This window comes from Bradyrhizobium sp. 142 (assembly GCF_023074015.1).
In the GTDB taxonomy this organism is placed as follows: Bacteria; Pseudomonadota; Alphaproteobacteria; order Rhizobiales; family Xanthobacteraceae; genus Bradyrhizobium.
The window spans coordinates 12494-32783 of record NZ_JADPKQ010000502.1; the positions used below are offsets into that span (position 1 = coordinate 12494).

Here is a 20290-nt window from a genome sequence, read left to right on the forward strand (position 1 = left end):
ATTGCCCCGCTGACGAGATAAACCTAAGATTCCCCAGACATGATCGATCCGCTCTACGTCGCCTCCGGATTCGGCGTCGGCCTCCTTGTCGGGATGACCGGCGTGGGTGGCGGATCGTTGATGACGCCGCTCCTGATCCTGCTGTTCGGCGTCCACCCCGCTACCGCGGTCGGCACTGACCTGCTCTATGCGGCCGCCACCAAGACGGGCGGCAGTGTGGTGCATGGCTGGTCGCGCAACGTGCACTGGCCGGCGGTGCTGCGGCTCGCCTGTGGCAGTATCCCCGCGAGCGCCTTGACGCTGTTCGTGCTCTGGAAGCTCGATCTCAAAAGTGATTCCGAGCGCAATCTCGTTAACCTCGTGCTCTGCTTCGCTCTGCTGCTCACCGCCACCTCGCTGATCTTCCGCAAGTCGATCATGGAACGCTATCGTCGGCGCCTCGAGCAGATCGACGAGCGCAGCACCGCCATCGCAACCGTCGTCACCGGTATCGTGCTCGGCGTGCTGGTTTCGATTTCTTCCGTCGGTGCCGGCGCTGTCGGCGTGACCGTGCTGCTGCTGCTCTACCCGCGCCTGCCGATGGCGACCATCGTCGGCTCCGACATCGCGCACGCCGTGCCGCTGACGCTGGTCGCCGGGATTGGACACTGGGCGCTCGGCGACGTGGATTGGGCTCTGATGGGCGTTCTGCTGCTGGGCTCGCTGCCAGGCATCATCATCGGCAGCTACAGCGCCACGCGCGTCCCCGAAACGGTGCTGCGCCTGACGCTCGCCAGCGTCCTCTTCGTGGTCGCCGGCAAGATCATGTTCACGGAATTGAACTTGTCATCCGCGATCGTGACGGCTCTGGGGACGCATTGAGGGGAAAAGGGGCAGGGTAGGAACGGAAAAACGGCGCTCCATTCTCGCTGTCATCGCCCGGCTTGGCCGGGCGATCCAGTACTCCGAGACGGCTGTGGTTGAATCGATAGGCCGCGGCGTACTGGATGCCCCGCCTGCGCGGGGCATGACAAAGAGCCAGTTGAAATAGCGCCGCCCTACTCCGCGGTCCAGCCGCCGTCGATCGAGAGGTTGGTGCCGGTGATCTGCGCGGCATCGTCGCTGCACAGGAACAGCGCCAGCGCCGCGACCTGCTCGGAGGTGACGAACTCCTTGGTCGGCTGTGCGTCGAGCAGCACGTCGTTGATGACCTGCTCACGCGTGAGGTTGCGGGCCTTCATGGTGTCGGGAATCTGCTTCTCGACCAGCGGCGTCCAGACATAGCCGGGGCTGATGCAGTTGCAGGTGATCTTGCTGGTCGCGACCTCCAGCGCCACGGTCTTGGTCAGCCCGGCAATGCCATGCTTGGCCGACACGTAGGCCGACTTGAACGGCGAGGCGACCAGCGAGTGCGCCGATGCCGTGTTGATGATGCGGCCCCAGCCCTTCTTCTTCATGCCAGGGACGGCGGCGCGGATGGCATGAAAGGCCGAGGACAGGTTGATCGCGATGATCTGGTCCCACTTCTCCGGCGGAAACTCCTCGATCGGGGAGACGAACTGGATGCCGGCATTGTTGACGAGGATGTCGACCGAGCCGAAGGTCTTTTCGCCGAGCGCGATCATCCCGGCGATTTCCGCCGGCTTGGTCATGTCGGCCGGCGAGTAGACCGCCTTGACGCCGAAATCGGACTCGATCTTGGCGCGCTCCTTCTCGATGTCCTCGGGCGAGCCGAAGCCGTTGATAACGACATTGGCCCCGGCAGCGGCGAAGGCGCGCGCATAGGCGAGGCCGATGCCGCTGGTCGAACCGGTCACGACGGCGTTCTTGCCTGACAGACTACCCATATTCATTCGCTCCTTTTTACCGGGGGCGCAGTGACGTCCCCCGTGAGATCGTAGGTCACCATGGTCTCGCCGGACTGCGGCTTGTCGAGCCAGTCCTTGTGGCGCATCGACAGATGCACGTCGCGCACACCGCTTTCCCAATGCTCGACCATGGCGACATGCGAGAAGTCGTAATCCTTGGACGAGGATTCGTAGTTCTTGCTGCGATAGATGAGATGCACCACCGTGACAGTGCTTTCACGCGACGCCTTGGCGAGGAATTCGACGGAGGGGTCGTTCTTCAGATAGTCCGGCAACTTGCCGATCAGGTCGCGCACCGCCCTGCGGGCATTGTGCAGCTGCTTGTTCTTGTCGGTGTTCATCCGCGTGCGGCTGGAGAAGCGGATGTCTTTCTCGCGCTCGGTGGCGTCGAGCAGCGACGCCGGCAAGTCGCCGCGCGCGCTGAACAGGTCGACCTGGAAGATCAGCATGTCGCGCTGGAGCTCGGCGTCGAGCACATAGTCGAGCGGCGTGTTGGAGGCGATGCCGCCGTCCCAGTAGTGCTCGCCGTCGATGACGACGGATGGAAAGCCCGGCGGCAGCGCGCCGGAGGCCATGATGTGCTCGGGGCCGATCTTCTTGCCGAGCTTCTTGAACTCGTGGTTGTCGAAATATTTGAAATTGCCCGAGGTGACGCCGACGGCGCCAACCGACAGGCGCGTCTTCAAGTCGTTGATGCGGTCGAAATCGACCAGCCGCTCCAGCGTCTTCTTCAGCGGCGCGGTGTCGTAGTAACTCTGCGCCTGCGGACTGCCAGGGGGCCAGAGCGGCGCAGGCGGGAGACGCGGCGTGAAGAAGCCGGGCACACCGAAGGTGGCGATCAGCGCGGCGCTAGTCGAATTGAACAGCTCGCGGCTGTGGTCGCTCTTGCCGATCGGCTTCCACGGTACCGGCGCCGAGACCATCTCCCAGAATTCCTTGAGCCGCTTGACGCGGATGTGGCCCTCATTGCCGGCGATGATGGCAGCGTTGACTGCGCCGATCGAGATGCCGGCGACCCACTCCGGCTCGAAGCCGTAACCGCACAGGGCCTGATAGGCACCAGCCTGATAGGAGCCGAGCGCACCGCCGCCCTGGAGAACCAGGACGCGTTGCGCATTCGCGGGGACACTGGTGGATTGCGGACTGGTGTGATCGGTCATGCGGGAACAATAGCAGATGGCGAGCGACCGTGGCGACAGATCGCCGCGGCGTCAATGCATCCCGGGATCAAGTCTGGCTTATCGAGGGTCGGTCGCTGCCAGGATCATGGTCCAGAACACCTTGTACTTGGTGCCTGGAGCATAGCCCGCCGCGATGCCCAATTTTGTGACACCGCTCTTGAGCATGTTGGCCCGGTGCGGAGGCGAGTCGCGCCAGCCGGAAAACGCTTCCGCCAGCGTATGATAGCCGGCCGAGACGTTCTCGACGGCCACCGCCGCCGGATAACCGCCAGTGGCTAGCCGCTTAGCCAGGGGCGCGCGGACGTCATGGTCCATCTTGTTGGCAGCCGCCATGGCCTGGGACTGGGAGTCCGCAAGCCGCATCAGCTCGGGATCGATGACGACGGTGCCGAGGCCATTGTTCTGGCGGTATTGGGAGATCATCACCGCGGCCGCCTGCGCATCGAGCTTTGCGCCCGGAACAGCCATGTCGGCATACATCGACGGCTGCTGAACCGGCACTTCGTTGCCGGCACAGCCGGCGAGCAGCAAAGTGATGAGTATTGCGGCCGCAGCGCGCATGAATCAGAGCCCCCAGATGAGGGGCCGTTGTTGCATATCAACCGTGGCTGAAAGGTGAATTTTGCGGAAAATTTGAACCTTCGGCCGGGACACCTAGCCTGCAAAGATCCGGTAGCGGCGGGGCTCGAGACCAATCGCGTCGCCGGCGCGCAGTTCCTTGTCGCGGGGGGCGTCGATCTCGATGGTTTCACCGCCCGATAGTGCGACCTCAGCGCGTTGCACGGGCCCAAAATTCCGGACGTGCTGCACGGCGCCCTCGAAGGCGCCGCTTCCGGGCGGGCCGACCAGCATGTCGTGTCGCCGCACGAACAGTCTTGACGCGCCAGGCGCAAGCCCATCTGCCGCAAGGGCAAGCGGCCGGTCGCCGAGCCGGACCACGCCGTCGGCAATCCGAACGGGAAGCTCGATGGATTCGCCGATGAAGCCATGGACGAAGGCGGTGGCCGGGCTTTCATAGACATCGTCGGGCGAACCGATCTGCTCGATCCTGCCCTTGTCCATCACCACGACGCGGTTGGCGACTTCCAGCGCCTCTTCCTGATCGTGGGTGACGAAGATAGAGGTGACGTTGATCTCGTGATGCAGCGAGCGCAGCCACTTGCGCAGCTCCTTGCGCACCTTGGCATCGAGCGCGCCAAACGGCTCGTCGAGCAGCAGGATGCGCGGCTCGATCGCGAGCGCACGGGCCAGCGCGATGCGCTGGCGCTGGCCGCCGGAGAGCTGGCTCGGATAGCGGTCCGCCAGCCAATCGAGCTGCACGAGATCGAGCAGCTCCTTGACGCGCGCGCGGATCGCCGCCTCGTCCTTCCGGACCGCGCGCGGCTGCACGCGCAGGCCGAAGGCGACGTTCTCGAACACCGTCATGTGGCGGAACAAGGCGTAGTGCTGGAACACGAAGCCGACGTGGCGTTCGCGCGCGCCCTGCGCCAGCGCGTCCTCGCCATTGAACGACACTTCACCGGAGTCGGGCCAGTCGAGGCCGGCGATGATCCGCAGCAAGGTTGTCTTGCCGGAGCCGGACGGCCCGAGCAGCGCCAGCAATTCGCCGTTGTCGACCTTGAGGTCGACGCCGTCGAGGGCTGCAAAGCTGCCGAATTTCTTGACGAGATTCCTGACTTCAATGGTCACGGGCATCGTGTCCTTCGTCGAGATGACGTTCGAGAATGGTCTTTGCAATCAGCGTGACCAGCGCCAGCATCGCCAGCAGCGAGGCGATCGCGAACGCGGCGACGAATTGGTATTCGTTGTAGAGGATCTCGACCAGCAGCGGCATGGTGTTGGTCTCGCCGCGGATGTGGCCAGAGACGACGGAGACCGCGCCGAACTCGCCCATCGCACGGGCATTGCAGAGCAGCACGCCGTAGAGCACGCCCCATTTGATGTTCGGCAGCGTGACGCGGAAGAAGGTCTGAAGGCCGGAGGCGCCGAGTGAGATCGCGGCCTCCTCTTCCTGCGTGCCCTGCTCCTGCATCAGCGGGATCAGTGCCCGCGCCACGAAGGGGAAGGTCACGAAGGTGGTGGCCAAGGCAATACCAGGCACCGCGAACAGGACCTGGATGTCGTGATCGCGCAGCCAGCCGCCGAAATAGCCCTGCGCGCCGAACAGCAGCACGAAGACGAGGCCCGAGATCACCGGGCTCACCGAGAACGGCAGGTCGATCAGCGTGATCAGGAATGTCTTGCCCTTGAAGTCGAACTTGGCGATGGCCCAGGCTGCGACCAGACCGAACACGAGATTGAGGCCGACCGAGATCGCCGCCACCAGCAGCGTCAGCTTGATCGCGGACAGCGCCTCCGGCTCAGCGAGCGCGGCGAGATAGACCAGGACTCCTCTCGAGAACGCCTGCGCGAACACGACCACCAGCGGCAGCACGACGAAGACGGAAAGGAAAGACACTGCCAGCGTGATGATGACGATGCGCACCGCCCTCGGCTCGGTGCGGAGGTTGTCGCGCGCAGCCGCCGCATGTGCGCGCGCCTTGGCCTCCGACGGCGAAAGCGAAACGGAATCTGCAAGCTGCATCGTCATCGCATCCGACCTCAGCGCACCGGGATCCGGCTCTGCGCCCAGCGCTGGAGCCGGTTGACGGCGAAGATGATGACGAAGGAGACGACGAGCATGACCACCGCGATGGCGGTTGCATCGGCGTACCGGAATTCGGAGAGCCGGATCACGATCAGGAGCGGCGCGATCTCGGACACGTTCGGCAAATTGCCGGCGATGAAGATCACCGAGCCGTATTCGCCGACCGCACGGGCGAAGGCGAGCGCGAGCCCCGTCAGCAGTGCCGGCCCGAGCGAGGGCAGGATCACGCGAATGATGGTCTGCCAGCGGCTGGCGCCGAGACTGCCGGCGGCCTCCTCGATCTCAGGATCGAGATCCTGCAGCACCGGCTGCACGGTACGCACCACGAAGGGAATGCCGATGAAGATCATGGCGACGAAGATGCCGACCGGCGTGAACGCCACCTTGATGCCCATCGCCGCGAGCGGCGCCCCGAGCCAGCCTTTCTCGGCGAATAGCGCGGTCAGTGCGACGCCAGCAACTGCGGTCGGCAGCGCGAAGGGCACGTCGACAATGGCATCGAACAAACGCCGCCCGGGGAAGCGGTAGCGCACCAAGGCCCAGACGATGATGCTGCCCATCACCAGGTTGACGCAGGCCGCCGCGAAGGCGAGGCCGAACGACACCCTGAGCGCGTTCAGGGTGCGGCGGCTCGAGAGAATGTTCCAGAACTGCTCGGGGCTGAGCTCAAGCGATTTCAGGAACAGGCCCGCGAGCGGAATCAGGATGATCACGGACAGCCAGGAAAGCGTCAGCCCCATGGTGAGACCGAAGCCCGGCAACGTCCGGCGTCGTGCTGCGATTGCGCTCACCCGGCCCCCTGCTAAAGCCCCTCCGACCGCGCCCGATCAGTTCTTGTAGATCTGATCAAAGACGCCGCCGTCGGCAAAATGTTCCTTCTGCGCCTTGGTCCAGCCGCCGAACACGTCGTCGATGGTGAACAACTCGACCTTGGCGAAGGAATTTTCATACTTCTTGGCGATCTCGGGATCGCGCGGACGGTAGAAATTGCGCGCGGCGATCTCCTGACCTTCCTTGGTATACCAATATTGAAGGTAGGCGTCGGCGGCGTTGCGCGTGCCCTTTTTATCGGCAACCTTGTCGACGATCGTAACCGGCGGCTCGGCCAGGATCGATTGCGGCGGCGCTACGATCTCGAATTTCGCGGGTCCAAACTCCTTCAAGGCGAGGAACGCCTCGTTCTCCCAGGCCAGGAGCACGTCGCCGACGCCGCGCTCGACGAACGTCACGGTCGCGCCACGCGCTCCGGTGTCGAGCACCGGCACCTGCTGATAGAGTTTGCCGATGAAGTCCTTGGCCTTGTCGGCCGAGCCGAGCTTCTTCTGGGCATAGCCCCACGCCGCCAGATAGTTCCAGCGCGCCCCGCCCGAGGTCTTCGGGTTCGGCGTGACCACGGCGACGCCCGGCTTGAGCAGATCGTCCCAGTCCTTGACGCCCTTGGGATTGCCCTTGCGCACCAGGAACACGATGGTCGAGGTATAGGGTGAAGAATTCTGCGGCAGCCGCTTCTGCCAGTCGGCCACGGTGAGACCCTTGCTCGCGATGGCATCGATGTCATAGGCGAGCGCGAGCGTCACCACATCGGCCTGCAACCCGTCGATCACCGCGCGCGCCTGCGAACCGCTGCCGCCGTGCGACTGCTTGATCTCGACGCTCTTGCCGGTCTCCTTCTGATAGGCGCTCGCGAACGCCTTGTTGAATTCGGCATAGAGCTCGCGCGTCGGATCGTACGACACGTTCAGCAGATTGATATCTGCGGCGAAAGCCGAGCTTGCCAAGAAGCCTGTCAGGATCAGGCCTGCCGCGAGCGGAACGATACGGCGCATCATGTCCATCTCCATTCACCTCGAGGACCTCAGTGTCAACGAAGGCGTGCAGACATAACTCGGGGCGAAACACGTTCAAGTCAACGGAACCGGATTTCCTTGTTCGTAGCGTGGCAGCCTAGCTGTGCTACGAAATCTTCATCGTGTGAATGCCGCATTCTGTCTTGGCGCGGCCGCGCCACCGGCCGGCACGTTCGTCCTCGCCCGCTGCCGTTCGGCTGGTGCAAGGCATGCATCCAACGGACAGAAATCCGGACGCAGCCAAAGGATGCCGCGGCAATTTGGCGCGGACGAAAATCGCTTCGATCTCCTCGCGCGACACGTTGGCGAAGGGATTGAACTTCAACCGCGCGCCATCGTCCTCGACGACCGGAATGTCGGCACGCGCATTGCCCTGAAAGCGCTTGCGGCCGTTGATCCAGGCCGCGAACGGCTTGAGCGCGCGCGCCAGCGGCTCCACTTTGCGAATGCGGCAGCAGACGTCCGGATCGGAGAACCAGAGCTCGCGGTCAGGATCCTCGCGCGACAGCGTCTCCTCGGCCGGCTTGATCGAGCGGACATCTTTCAGGCCCAACGTTGCGATCAGCGTGTCGCGATAGGCCAGCGTCTCCTCGAACAGCCAGCCGGTATCGAGAAAGACCACGGGGATCGCCGGATCGACATCCGCCATCACCTTGAGCAGCGTCGCCGATTCCGTGCCGAAGGAGGACACCAGCGCGAGCTTCTCGCGGCCAACCGCCTTCAGGGCCGCGGCTATGACCTCCGCGGGCGACGCATCGCGCAGCGCGCGATCGAGCTTCTCCGCCGAGGGCAGTCCGGAGACTGACGATACCCGAGATGCGACTGCGTTCACGTGCCGACACCTTCAGAGTGACGCAGCTGCATGCGCCGGTGCAGCGCGGTGATCCGGCCATCACCGGTCGGCTGGTAGAACACCGAGTAGCGCTTTGCGGTCTGCATGAAGCCCTCCGCGTCCGCCTGCTTCTTGACCTCAAAGGAATCGAAGCCGGCGCGCAGCATGAATACGAACTGGTCGCGCAGCACCTGGCCTGTCGCGCGCAATTCGCCGCGATAATTGTAGCGCTCGCGCAACAGCCGCGCCTGGCTGTAGGCGCGGCCGTCGCGGAAGGTCGGGAACACCAGCGCCACGGCCGCGAGCTTGCCGAGATGCGGCGCCAGTTCGCTGATGTCGCGATTGTTGGGCCAGATCACGCCGACCTTGCCGACACGCGCCAGCAACGCTTCCATCTCGCTCAGGAAGCGTTCGGCCGGCACCAGTATGTCGCCGTCGGCGGGCAGCGGCGTATCGACGGCAAGCTTGGCGAAGCTGTCGTCGACGATCTTTCCGCCCTTAACGAGTGGCATAGACGCGCTCCTTGAAGGGTTCGACGCCGAGGCGTTTTACCGTGTCCATGAACAGCTCTTCGGGCCGTTCGCGCAGCGCCAGATAGGCTTCCACGATGTCCTCGACGACATCTGCGACCTCGTCGAATTTCACGCCGGGACCGATCAGATTGCCGAGCGCGGCATTCTCGTCGGCACGGCCGCCGATGGTGATCTGATAGACCTCCTCGCCGTTCTTCTCGACACCGAGAATGCCGATATGGCCGACATGGTGATGGCCGCAGGCGTTGATGCAGCCGGAGATGTTGATGTGCAGCCGGCCGATCAGGTTGGCGAGCTCGTGATTGGAAAAGCGCCGCGTCAGTTCCTGCGCGATCGGGATCGAGCGCGCATTCGCCAGCGAGCAGTAATCGAGCCCGGGGCAGGCGATGATGTCGGTGATCAGGTTGACGTTGGGCGTCGCCAGGCCGAGCTTGTCGAGCGCCTTCCATAGCGCCGGCAGGTCGCGCTTGGCGACGTGCGGCAGCGCCAGATTCTGCTCGTGGCCGACGCGGATCTCGCCAAATGAATATTTGTCGGCGAGATCGGCCAGCGCGTCCATCTGCTCGGCGGTGGCATCGCCGGGCGGCGCACCGATCGGCTTCAGCGAGATGGTGACGATGGAGTACCCCTGGTTCTTGTGCGAGGCGATCGAGTTCTTGCGCCACGCCTCGAAGCCGGGATCGGCCGCCGCCTGACGCAACTCGTCCGGCATATGCGGCAGCTTCTCGTAAGGAGGATAGGTGAAGCGCGAGCGGATGTCCTCGATCACCTCGTCGTCGATCTGGAGCGAGGAATTGCGAATGTGCTGCCACTCATCCTCGACCTCGCGCGAGAACTTCTCGATGCCGAGCTCGTGCACCAGGATCTTGATGCGCGCCTTGTAGATGTTGTCGCGGCGACCGTACTGGTTGTAGACGCGCAGGATAGCCTCGATATAGCTGAGGATGTCGCGGCCGTGGACGAAATGCTTGATGGTCTTGGCGATGAACGGCGTCCGGCCGAGACCGCCGCCGACCAGCACCTCGAACCCGGTCTCACCCTTCTCGTTCTTGATCAGGCGCAGGCCGATGTCGTGAATCTTGATCGCAGCGCGATCATGGTCCGATGCGGTGATCGCGATCTTGAACTTGCGCGGCAGGAACGAGAATTCCGGATGCAGCGTGGTGTGCTGGCGGATCAGCTCCGACCAGATGCGCGGGTCCTCGATCTCGCCGGGTGCGACGCCGGCCCACTGGTCCGAGGTGACGTTGCGCATGTTGTTGCCGGACGTCTGCATCGCGTGGATGCCGACCTCGGCGAGATCAGCCAGCGCATCCGGCAGCTCCGCAAGCTTGATCCAATTGAACTGGATGTTCTGCCGCGTCGTGAAATGGCCGTAACCGCGGTCATATTTGCGCGCGACATGGGCGAGCTGCCGCAGCTGGTTCGACGCCAGCGTGCCGTAGGGAATCGCGACACGAAACATATAGGCGTGCAGTTGCAGATAGACGCCGTTCTGCAGGCGCAGGATCTTGAATTCGTCCTCGGTGAGCTCGCCCGAGAGGCGGCGCTTCACCTGGTCGCGGAATTCCGAGACGCGCTCGTTGACGAGCGTGCGGTCGATTTCGTCGTAAGCATACATCAGAGAGTGCCTTAAACCTGGACCGGCGACCCGATCGTCACACCGGTGCGGCGGATCTGTTCGCGCAGATTGCCGGGCTGGACCTTGCCGTCCTCGCCGATCTGCACCGGCGCGATATAGGGACCGATCGCGCCGACGTCATCGGCGACGGACTCGGCAAGCAACGTTTTCGCCTCGTCGGAGTTACGCACGATCGCGGCCTCCGACAAGTCCGCGGACCAGCCGTTGGCGGCGGTGCGGTAGACCACGATGCCGTCCCAGGTACGGTTGGCGGTCACGACCGAGGGGCCGGCGATCTTGATTTTCTTCTGTTCAAGCGGAGAGGTCATTCGGCTGCATCCAGGAGGTCAGAGATGATTTGCTTTGGCGTTTTCTCGGAAGTTTCGCGGCGCAGGGAGCCGGCATGCCGGACCACGTCGCCGATGATGAGAATGGCGGGACCACCGTTGATCCGCCGCACGAGCTCGGGCAGGTCGCGGAGCGTGCCGATGGCGCCTTGCGCATCGGGACGCGTGACGCCGGCGAACACGCCGACCGGCGTTTCCGGCGAGCGGCCGGCGGCAAACAGGCCGGCGCGCACGGCAGGTGCCGCGGTCATGCCCATGTAAACGACGACGGTCATTTTGGTGTCGGTCAGCGTCGACCAGTCGACCGTCTCGGCATCGCGAGCCTTGTGCGCGGTGAGGAAGGTGATGCGGGTCGCTTCGTGACGATAGGTCAGCGGCACTTCGAAATCGGCGGCACCACCGAGTCCAGCGGTGATGCCGGGAACGATCGAATAGGCGATACCGGCCGCGCGCAAGGCTTCGATCTCTTCGCCGCCACGGCCGAACACGAAGGGATCGCCGCCCTTCAGCCGAACCACGCGCTGGCCCGCCTGTGCAGCCTCGATCATGCGCTTGTTGATGGCGGCCTGGCCGATACCGGGCCTGCCGACGCGGCGGCCGACCGGAATGCGCGCGGTGTCGCGGCGGATGCGGTCGAGAATCTCAGGCGAAACCAGCTCGTCATGAAAGACGATATCGGCATCCTGGAGCACGCGCAGCGCCTTGATGGTCAGCAGATCGGGATCGCCGGGACCGGCACCGACCAACGCGACAGAGCCTTCCGGCTTGTCCGCGCGGGCGAAGGCGGACGGATCTGAAATCTTCCCAAGCGCGGTTTCCGCCTCGCCCTTGCGGCCGGCGAGCACGGCGGCGCCAATTGGACCGTCGATCACGCGCTCCCAGAAGCGCCGGCGCAACGGAAACTCGGCGATGCGCTCGTTGATGGATTTGCGAAAGCCGCCGATGAACTCGGCGAGTTCGCCGATGCGCGCCGGCAGCAGCGCCTCGATCTTCTCACGCACGCGCCGCGCCACCACCGGCGACGTTCCGCCGGTGCCGACCGCGACCACGACGTCGCCGCGATCGACAATGGCCGGGAAGATGAAGCTGGAATGCTCGAGGTCGTCCATAACGTTGACGGGCAGGCCCAGAGCCTTGGCCCGCACCGACATCGCCACACCGACATCGCCCGCACCTGCGCAGACGATGGCAATGACGCCGGAAAGATCAGTGGTGAGCGGATCGCCGTCGGCGAGCGTCACCTGCGCCGTGTCACCAGATCCGAGGCCGAGGTCGTGATTGCCGTCAATCGCGTGCACGCGGAGGCGCGCGCCGGCAGCGACGAGCACGCGCAGCTTGGCGCGCAAAAGCTCACCCGCGCCGATGAGGACCATCGGACCGGCCTTGAGATCGAGAAACACCGGCAAGAACCGCATGCGATACTCGCTTCCCCCACATACGGGGTTGACTGGAATTATTTTCTATATATGTCTCGTTTCGAGCGCGCAAAGAGAAAATTTTTTCTTCTCCCCCGCGCCGAAACTATAGAATTTTCGCCTCCAAACGCAAAGTGGCAGAGATGCATCTTCTCAAGGACGATTCCGCTGCTGATCGACTGAGCAGCCCTGCGTTCACCGAGCGCGCACGTGCTCAAGAATTTTCTGCTGAACTTGCCCCAAGCATGGACCATCTCGACCAGCTCGAGGCGCAGAGCATCTATATCTTCCGCGAGGCCTTTGCACGGTTGAAGAAGATTGCGCTGCTGTGGTCGCTCGGCAAGGACTCCAACGTCATGATCTGGCTGGCGCGCAAGGCGTTCTTCGGCCGCTTGCCATTCCCGGCGCTTCATGTCGACACGGGCAAGAAGTTTCCGGAGATGTATCGCTTCCGCGATCACTACGGCAAGGAGTGGGATCTGGACCTGCGCGTCGAGCCCTGCCCGCCGATCGATGCCGTCGACCCAACGCTGCCGCCTGCGGCCCGTTCTGCCGCGCGCAAGACTGAAGGGCTGAAGATGGCGCTCGCCAAATTCGGCTTTGACGGCCTGATCGCCGGCATCCGCCGCGACGAGGAGGCGACGCGCGCCAAGGAGCGCGTGTTCTCGCCGCGCGGGCTCGAAGGCAATTGGGACGTGCGCGACCAGCCGCCGGAGTTCTGGGATCATTTCAACGCCTCGCCGCCGCAGGGCGCGCATCTGCGCATCCATCCGATCCTGCATTGGACCGAGGCCGACATCTGGGCCTACACCAAGCGCGAGAACATCCCGATCATCCCGCTTTATCTCTCGCAGAACGGCAAGCGCTATCGCTCGCTGGGTGATCAAGACATCACCAATCCGGTGAATTCGACCGCATCGACCATCGACGAGATCCTGATCGAGCTCGAACAGACCAAGGTGCCGGAGCGCGCGGGACGCGCGCTCGACCACGAGACCGAGGATGCTTTCGAGCGTCTGCGCGTCGCCGGCTATCTCTGACCCAGGACGCAACGCGGCTATGAACATGATCGTCCCGTCTGCCTCGCCCGCCACCCCGAACGGCACGACGCGGCCGCAGGTCCGCATCGTCATCGTCGGCCATGTCGACCACGGCAAGTCGACACTGGTCGGCCGGCTTTTGCATGAGACCGGCAGCCTGCCCGACGGCAAGCTCGAAATGCTCAAAGCCGTCAGTGCACGGCGCGGCATGCCGTTCGAATGGTCGTTCCTGCTCGACGCGCTCCAGACCGAGCGTGACCAGGGCATCACCATCGACACCACGCAGATCCGCTTCCGCACCAATTCGCGCGACATCGTGCTGATTGACGCGCCCGGCCACGCCGAATTCCTGCGCAACATGATCACCGGCGCCTCGCAGGCCGACGGCGCGGTGCTGATCATAGACGCGCTCGAAGGCGTGCGCGACCAGACTCGCCGGCACGGCTATCTCCTGCATCTGCTGGGCGTGAAGCAGGTTGCAATCGTCGTCAACAAGATGGACCGTGTCGACTTCGCCGCCGAACGCTTCAAGGCGATCAGCGATGAGATTTCGGCGCATCTGCAAAGCCTCGGCGTGACGCCGACGGCTGTGATTCCGATCTCCGCGCGCGACGGCGACGGCGTCGCCGAGCGCACCGACCGCATCTCCTGGTACAGGGGACCGACGGTGGTGGAGGCGCTGGACCGGCTGGAGCCAGCGCGACCGCTCGAGGCGCTGGCGCTGCGTTTGCCGGTGCAGGCGATCTACAAGTTCGACGATCGCCGCATCGTCGCCGGCCGCATCGAATCCGGCAGCCTGGTTGCCGGCGATGAGATCGTGATCATGCCAGCCGGCAAGATCGCCAGGATCAAGTCGGTCGAGAGCTGGCCGGTGTCGCCGGTCGCCGGACGTCAGGGCGCTGGCCGCTCGGTCGGCATCACGCTCGACCGCGAGCTGTTCGTCGAGCGCGGCGACATCATCGCGCATGCAAGCGCCGCCCCCCGCGAGACGCGGCGGCTACGCGCACGCATCTTCTGGCTCCACGACAAGCCGCTCGCCAAGGGCGACCAGCTCCTGGTGCGCTGCGGCCCGAAGGAAAGCCGCGCCACCGTGGTCGCGATCGAGAAGGCGGTCGATCCCGGCGAGCTTTCGAGCGTCGAGAACAAGGCGATCGGGCGCAACCATGTCGGCGAGATCGATATCTCGCTGTCCCATCCGATCGCGACCGATCCCTACACCGAGAATCCGCGCACCGGGCGCCTCGTTATCGAAGTCTCGGGGCGCATCGCCGGCGGCGGCCTCGTGCTGTCGGTCGATGCCGGCCAGCGCGCCGAGCCGGTCGACATCGTGCCAGTGGAGTCCGCGCTGCGGCTAGATGAGCGCTCCGCACGCTATCGCCACAACGGCGCGGTGGTCTGGCTCACCGGCCTGCCGGCATCCGGCAAGTCGACGCTGGCGAAAGCGCTGGAGCGGCGGCTGTTTACGAACGGCGGCTCTCCGATCCTGCTTGACGGCGATACCGTGCGGGCCGGCCTCAACAGCGACCTCGGCTTCTCCGCCACTGATCGCAGCGAGAACATCCGCCGTCTCGCCGAAGTCGCCACGCATCTCGCCCGCAACGGTCACATCGCGATCGTCGCCGCCGTCTCGCCCGCCCGCGAGGACCGCGCCACCGCACGCCGTATCGCCGATACCGCGTTCCGCGAGATCCACGTCGCGACGCCGGCCGAGGTGTGCGAGGAGCGCGACCCCAAGGGCCACTACAAGAAGGCCCGCGCGGGAGCGCTCGCGTCCTTCACCGGTATCGGCAACGATTACGAGAAGCCCGAGGCCGCCGAACTCGTGATCGACACCGCCACGCGTTCGGTCGCAGATGCGACCGATGCCATCGAGCAGATGCTGAAGACCACCGGCGTGCTGTTCGACGAGGTCGTGGATCTCGCGGCGAATATTTGAGGGCGCATTGTTGTGCCACACCACCGGTGTCGTCCTGTTGAAAGCCAGGACCCATACCGCGTGATCTAACCGTGAGACACGGTGGCAATACCGGACGACGAGTCTTCGCCAAACTCCTTCCTGGGGTAATGGGTCCTGGCTTTCGCCAGGACGACACCGGTGAGAGGGCGTGCCTGGTATTTTCGCATCGGACATGAAGACGCGGTCCGACCGGACGCCACCTCGCCTTGACATTTTGACAGACGTCGGGGGCCTTCTCACGGCCTCGATTTTGGGTCTAATAGAGCCTGAAAGCCGTCCTTTGCGGGCGCATTTTGCTGCTGTCGGGTCAAAAGCAGCCAAAAACAGCCATTTCCAACAAGAAAGCCCATCATGGAACGCGTCGACGCCCACGGACTGAAGATCGCCCCCCTCCTGTTCGATTTCATCGCCAAGGAAGCGGCCCCGAATACCGGCATCGCACCCGACGCGTTCTGGGCCGGGCTGGCCGCCATCATCAAGGAGTTGGGGCCGAAGAACCGCGCGCTGCTGGCGGTTCGCGACACGCTGCAAGCCAAGATCGACGACTGGCATCGCGCCAACAAGGGCAAGCCGTTCGACATCAACGCATACACCGCCTTCCTGAAGGAGATCGGCTATCTCCTGCCCGAGCCGGCGACCCAGAAGGTCGAAACGGCAAACGTTGACGAGGAGATCGGCAAGATCTGCGGCCCGCAACTCGTCGTGCCCCTGACCAATGCGCGCTATGCGCTGAACGCGGCAAATGCACGCTGGGGCTCGCTGTACGACGCCTTCTACGGCACCGATGCGATCCCACACGATGCCGCCGACGCGGGCAAGGGCTACAACAAGGCGCGCGGCGACAAGGTGATCGCCAAGGCCAAGGCGTTCCTCGATGCCGCCGTTCCGCTCGCGACCGGCAGCCACACCGACGTCACCGCCTATAGCGTGGTCGCCAGCCAGCTCGCGGTGAAGCTGAAGAGCGGCAACGCCACCGCGCTGAAGAAGGCGGCGCAGTTTGCCGGCTTCCAGGGCGATGCCGCGGCGCCTTCCGCCGTGCTGCTAGTCAACAACGGCCTGCACGTCGAGGTCAAGATCGACCGCAACAACATGATCGGCAAGGACGATCCGGCCGGCGTCGCCGACATGATCATGGAGTCCGCAGTTTCCACCATCCTCGACATGGAGGACTCGGTTGCCGCGGTCGACGCCGAAGACAAAGTGCTGGTCTACCGCAACACGCTCGGCCTGATGAACGGCACGCTCTCGGCCGATTTCGAGAAGGGCGGCAAGACGCTGACGCGTTCGCTCAACACCGACCGCTCCTACAAGACGCCAGACGGCAAGGGCGAGGTGACGCTGCATGGCCGCAGCCTGCTGCTGATGCGCAATGTCGGCCATCACATGTTTTCCGATGCGGTGCTGGACGAGAAGGGAGAGGAGATCCCGGAAGGCCTGCTCGATGCCGCCGTCTCCGGCCTGCTTGCGATTCATGACCTGAAGGGCAACTCCAAGGTCAAGAACAGCCGCACCGGCTCGGCCTATATCGTCAAGCCGAAGATGCACGGCCCGGACGAGGTGTCGCTGACCTGCGAGATATTCGACCGCGTCGAGAAGATGCTGGGCCTTGCCGAGAACACGATGAAGGTCGGCATCATGGACGAGGAGCGGCGCACCACCGTCAATCTCAAGGTCTGCATCCAGCGCGCCTCCAAGCGCATCATGTTCATCAACACAGGCTTCCTCGACCGCACCGGCGACGAGATCCACACCTCGATGGAGGCGGGTCCGATGATCCGCAAGAACGAGATGAAGGCGCAGGCCTGGATCAAGGCCTATGAGGACTGGAATGTCGACATGGGCCTGATCGACGGCCTGCCCGGGCACGCCCAGATCGGCAAGGGCATGTGGGCGGCGCCGGACAAGATGGCGGACATGCTGGCCCAGAAGCTCGCCCATCCCCAAGCGGGCGCCACCACCGCCTGGGTGCCCTCGCCGACGGCGGCGACGCTGCACGCGCTGCACTATCACCAGGTCAATGTGATCGCGCGCCAGCAGGAGCTCGCCAAGGGCGGGCCTCGTGCGAAGCTTTCCGACATCCTCACCATTCCGGTGTCGAAGTCGAACTGGGCGCCCAACGACGTCAAGCAGGAGATCGACAACAACTGCCAGGGCATTCTGGGTTACGTCGTGCGCTGGATCGATCAGGGCGTCGGCTGCTCCAAGGTGCCCGACATCCACGACGTCGGCCTAATGGAGGACCGCGCGACCTTGCGCATCTCCAGCCAGCACCTCGCCAATTGGCTGCACCAGGGCGTCATCACCGAAGCGCAGGTGATGGAATCCCTCAAGCGCATGGCCGTCGTCGTCGACAAGCAGAACGCCGGCGATGCACTCTATCAGCCGATGGCGCCCTCCTTCGACGGTGTCGCGTTCAAGGCGGCCTGCGACCTGATCTTCAAGGGGCGCGAGCAGCCGAACGGCTACACCGAATACATCCTCACCGCGCGCCGCCGCGAAGCGAAGGCAGGAGGCTGACGAGGATTGCATCGAGCGGGCGAAACGTCGCGTCGCGCAGCGGAACGGCCGCGCGCCGCTTGCGTTGTCGGGCCATCAACCAATGGGAGATGGTCATGGACTGGAATCGCATCGAAGGAAACTGGAAGCAGTTCAAGGGATCCGCCAAGGAGAAATGGGGCAAGCTCACTGACGATGATCTCAAATTGATCGAGGGCCGCCGCGAGCAACTGGAGGGCCGGCTCCAGCAACGCTACGGCAAGGCCAAGGACCAGGTGCGTCAGGATGTCGACGACTGGCTCAAGTCGCTGCATTGAAGCAGCCGCAAACAAAGCCCCAGCGCAAGCCGGGGCTTTTTCGCTGCGACGGCGACGATGCGAGGGACCCTGCCCGCGCTAGAACACCGTCAGGTATTTCAGCAGCGACACGACGCCGATGATGATGACGACGACGCGCGCGATCTGCTTGGCACGGCCGTCCATCGGCAGCATGTTGATGAGATAGAGCACGAGAATGACGACGAGAAAGGTGACGAGTACACCGACCAGCATCGCAGGGCCCCCTTCAGGCAAATTGCTAACGATGTTCTAACGCCTGTCGCCCGCGCTGGTTCCACACTGGCAACCCTTGCAACTTCTAGTAGTTCAGTACTCCTACGATAGGCCGCCCGCCTAAAGCTTTGACCTTGTCGTTTCAGATGCCTGCTCGATACGCTCGACAAGCTCTCGAACATCCTGGCCGCCACCGTCAACCACCAGAACGCAGAGATCAACCAGCTGCTGTCGATCAAGCAGAACGCCTGGCTGCTCCGCAACACCGCGGGCGAAGCCTCGCTGATCGTTTCGCTCGGCGAGCTGGGTCCTGGCTCTCGCCAGGACGACGATGCAGGAGCAGGAAGCGCGCCCTACTCCTTCGCCACCACCGGCACCTGGCGGAATTTTGCGCGGATCGATTCCGGCAGCGGCGAGAAGTTCATTGCGACACCGTGCCGGTCATTTGCGTTGCGGTTGGCGACCACCAGTCCGTCGGCGCCAGCGACGATGTCGCCCTTGCGCAAGGTGGGATCGTCTTCGACCTTGACCTGTGCGAGCCCGGCTGCGCTCTTGCCGTTGCAGGTGCAGCCCGCGACGATCTCACTACGATAGCGGAACGCGTTCGGAAGTTCGGAATAGGATTTTCCGCCCTCGGTCGTGGCGTCGTCGATATTGCTGCCATATACCAGCGAGGTTTCGGCGGTCGGACAGAAGCTCTTGCAGGATTGCGCCTTGCTTTCGCTATCTGCACCCTGCGCCGGAAAATAGCGGCCGTCGCAGCCGCGCACGCAATAGGCGGCGCCGCCGCCATAGGCGGCCCGCTGTCGCGGGGAGTCGTAGCCCGGCATGTCATCGTTCGGGAACGGCATCCGGATCTGTGGAGGCCGCGCTCCGAACGCGCCGAACAGCGCCGAGAAAAAATCCTCGGCCTGCGCCGACGGCGCCAGCACGAGACCGAGAGAGGCGACGGTGAACAATGCCGCCGCGCCGCTAGCCAGCTTGCCGATCGAACATTTACCCATGTGACCTCGTTCAACTCCTAGTTCACCGACGACGCCGAGGCGTTCAACGCCTGGCGGCCCGCGGGGAGCGTCGTCACCGCCGGACGTTTGCGCTCACCGCCCCTGTCGTACCCCTTGGCCATCAGCGGCGCGTTCTTGGGCAGCACCACGACCTTGGCGCCGACATTGACCCGACCGAACAGGTCGATGACGTCCTCATTGGTCATGCGGATGCATCCGGAGGACACGAACTTGCCGATAGTGGTGGGATCGTTGGTGCCGTGGATGCGGTATTGGCTCGCGCCGAGATACATCGCACGCGCACCGAGAGGGTTGCCGGGGCCGCCGGCAACGAAGCGGGGCAGATAGGGCTGACGCGCGATCATTTCCGCCGGCGGATGCCAGTCCGGCCACTCCGCCTTGCGCGCCACGCTTTGCACGCCTGACCAGGTGAAGCCGTCGCGACCGACCCCAACGCCGTAGCGGATGGCGCGGCCATTGCCGAGAACGTAATAAAGATAGGTGTTGCCGGTATCGATGACGATGGTGCCTGCCGGCTCGTTCTTGTCGAAGCTGACGATCTGCCTGCGCAGCCGATCGGGCAGCACGGCGTCCTCGTCGGCGGCCTGCGGCTCCTGGCGCGCATAGCCCTGCGAATAGCTCGGGTCCTGTGGAAAGGCCTGCGACGGCATCGGCGTATAGCCGAACGTCTGCGCCTGTGCCGCGAAGGGCACCGTCAGCAAAGCTGTGACAAAAGCAACAGTGGTGAGCACGCGCGGCGAAAGCCGGCGGTGGAATGCAGAGAATTTCGTCATGTGCCGCCCCGTTAGAATTGTGCATCTGGGTGATGCGCTGCCGGCTAAACGCGGCCGAGCCGACTCAAGTTCCGCCCCGGGATGCGGCAGCTATGTCACAGTCAAGCGAGCGCATCTTCACGAGGCCGCGATGGAACCCGTGTGGCGATCGCACGTTCTCGGCCTGTCGTGGGCGCGC

At 64.2% G+C, this 20290-nt stretch carries 20 protein-coding genes; 5 read left to right on the forward strand and 15 right to left on the reverse strand.

Annotated features, from left to right (window positions below):
- The first annotated feature begins 39 nt into the window (after positions 1-39).
- Positions 40-861 carry a sulfite exporter TauE/SafE family protein gene (locus IVA82_RS44925; protein ID WP_247388107.1) on the forward strand — a complete coding sequence of 274 codons (822 nt, stop codon included), beginning with the start codon at positions 40-42 and terminating at the stop codon, positions 859-861.
- A gap of 176 nt (positions 862-1037) precedes the next feature.
- Here the strand turns inward: IVA82_RS44925 and IVA82_RS44930 are convergent, their stop codons facing one another.
- The 12 genes from IVA82_RS44930 to cysG all read right to left on the reverse strand — a co-directional run bounded on the left by IVA82_RS44930 (position 1038) and on the right by cysG (position 12270).
- Positions 1038-1826 carry a 3-hydroxybutyrate dehydrogenase gene (locus tag IVA82_RS44930; protein WP_247388109.1) on the reverse strand — a complete coding sequence of 263 codons (789 nt, stop codon included), beginning with the start codon at positions 1824-1826 and terminating at the stop codon, positions 1038-1040.
- 2 nt (positions 1827-1828) lie between these two features.
- Positions 1829-3007 carry a patatin-like phospholipase family protein gene (locus IVA82_RS44935; protein WP_247388110.1) on the reverse strand — a complete coding sequence of 393 codons (1179 nt, stop codon included), beginning with the start codon at positions 3005-3007 and terminating at the stop codon, positions 1829-1831.
- Positions 3008-3085: 78 nt separating this feature from the next.
- On the reverse strand, positions 3086-3589 hold the full coding sequence (locus tag IVA82_RS44940) for a CAP domain-containing protein (RefSeq protein WP_247388111.1): 504 nt from the start codon (positions 3587-3589) through the stop codon (positions 3086-3088).
- A 93-nt stretch (positions 3590-3682) separates the two neighbouring features.
- Positions 3683-4717 carry a sulfate ABC transporter ATP-binding protein gene (locus IVA82_RS44945; protein WP_247388112.1) on the reverse strand — a complete coding sequence of 345 codons (1035 nt, stop codon included), beginning with the start codon at positions 4715-4717 and terminating at the stop codon, positions 3683-3685.
- Complete coding sequence (gene cysW / locus IVA82_RS44950) at positions 4707-5618, reverse strand: sulfate ABC transporter permease subunit CysW (protein WP_247388113.1); 912 nt, start codon at positions 5616-5618, stop codon at positions 4707-4709. Before cysW ends, IVA82_RS44945 begins: the two co-directional genes overlap by 11 nt.
- Before the next feature lie 11 nt (positions 5619-5629).
- The gene (cysT, locus tag IVA82_RS44955) at positions 5630-6466 is read right to left on the reverse strand and encodes a sulfate ABC transporter permease subunit CysT (RefSeq protein WP_346658785.1); all 837 of its coding nucleotides are present in this window, start codon (positions 6464-6466) and stop codon (positions 5630-5632) included.
- A gap of 36 nt (positions 6467-6502) precedes the next feature.
- Positions 6503-7504, reverse strand: a complete 1002-nt coding sequence (locus tag IVA82_RS44960; RefSeq protein WP_247388115.1) for a sulfate ABC transporter substrate-binding protein — start codon at positions 7502-7504, stop codon at positions 6503-6505.
- Positions 7505-7628: 124 nt separating this feature from the next.
- Positions 7629-8354, reverse strand: coding sequence for a phosphoadenylyl-sulfate reductase (locus tag IVA82_RS44965; RefSeq protein ID WP_247388116.1), 726 nt, complete (start codon positions 8352-8354; stop codon positions 7629-7631).
- On the reverse strand, positions 8351-8866 hold the full coding sequence (locus tag IVA82_RS44970) for a DUF934 domain-containing protein (protein ID WP_247388117.1): 516 nt from the start codon (positions 8864-8866) through the stop codon (positions 8351-8353). Before IVA82_RS44970 ends, IVA82_RS44965 begins: the two co-directional genes overlap by 4 nt.
- On the reverse strand, positions 8853-10508 hold the full coding sequence (locus tag IVA82_RS44975; RefSeq protein ID WP_247388118.1) for a nitrite/sulfite reductase: 1656 nt from the start codon (positions 10506-10508) through the stop codon (positions 8853-8855). Before IVA82_RS44975 ends, IVA82_RS44970 begins: the two co-directional genes overlap by 14 nt.
- A gap of 11 nt (positions 10509-10519) precedes the next feature.
- Positions 10520-10837 carry a DUF2849 domain-containing protein gene (locus tag IVA82_RS44980; RefSeq protein WP_247388119.1) on the reverse strand — a complete coding sequence of 106 codons (318 nt, stop codon included), beginning with the start codon at positions 10835-10837 and terminating at the stop codon, positions 10520-10522.
- The gene (cysG, locus tag IVA82_RS44985) at positions 10834-12270 is read right to left on the reverse strand and encodes a siroheme synthase CysG (RefSeq protein ID WP_247388120.1); all 1437 of its coding nucleotides are present in this window, start codon (positions 12268-12270) and stop codon (positions 10834-10836) included. The genes IVA82_RS44980 and cysG overlap by 4 nt, the downstream gene beginning before the upstream one ends.
- A 245-nt stretch (positions 12271-12515) precedes the next feature.
- Here cysG and cysD point away from each other — a divergent pair, with 245 nt between their 5' ends.
- The 4 genes from cysD (at position 12516) to IVA82_RS45005 (ending at position 18080) form a co-directional block, all read left to right on the forward strand.
- Positions 12516-13310, forward strand: coding sequence for a sulfate adenylyltransferase subunit CysD (cysD, locus tag IVA82_RS44990; RefSeq protein WP_247388121.1), 795 nt, complete (start codon positions 12516-12518; stop codon positions 13308-13310).
- A gap of 19 nt (positions 13311-13329) precedes the next feature.
- Positions 13330-15246, forward strand: a complete 1917-nt coding sequence (gene cysC, locus IVA82_RS44995; protein ID WP_247388123.1) for an adenylyl-sulfate kinase — start codon at positions 13330-13332, stop codon at positions 15244-15246.
- 372 nt (positions 15247-15618) lie between these two features.
- Positions 15619-17784: a malate synthase G gene (locus tag IVA82_RS45000; protein WP_247493940.1), complete on the forward strand. Its 2166-nt coding sequence runs from the start codon at positions 15619-15621 to the stop codon at positions 17782-17784.
- A gap of 95 nt (positions 17785-17879) precedes the next feature.
- Positions 17880-18080, forward strand: a complete 201-nt coding sequence (locus IVA82_RS45005) for a CsbD family protein (protein WP_187435802.1) — start codon at positions 17880-17882, stop codon at positions 18078-18080.
- Positions 18081-18158: 78 nt separating this feature from the next.
- Here IVA82_RS45005 and IVA82_RS45010 read toward each other — a convergent pair whose 3' ends face one another.
- The 3 genes from IVA82_RS45010 to IVA82_RS45020 all read right to left on the reverse strand — a co-directional run bounded on the left by IVA82_RS45010 (position 18159) and on the right by IVA82_RS45020 (position 20112).
- The gene (locus IVA82_RS45010; RefSeq protein ID WP_011084288.1) at positions 18159-18314 is read right to left on the reverse strand and encodes a Thivi_2564 family membrane protein; all 156 of its coding nucleotides are present in this window, start codon (positions 18312-18314) and stop codon (positions 18159-18161) included.
- A gap of 353 nt (positions 18315-18667) precedes the next feature.
- Positions 18668-19318, reverse strand: a complete 651-nt coding sequence (locus IVA82_RS45015; RefSeq protein WP_247388125.1) for a DUF2865 domain-containing protein — start codon at positions 19316-19318, stop codon at positions 18668-18670.
- 17 nt (positions 19319-19335) lie between these two features.
- Positions 19336-20112: a L,D-transpeptidase gene (locus tag IVA82_RS45020; RefSeq protein WP_247388126.1), complete on the reverse strand. Its 777-nt coding sequence runs from the start codon at positions 20110-20112 to the stop codon at positions 19336-19338.
- Positions 20113-20290 lie beyond the last annotated feature (178 nt).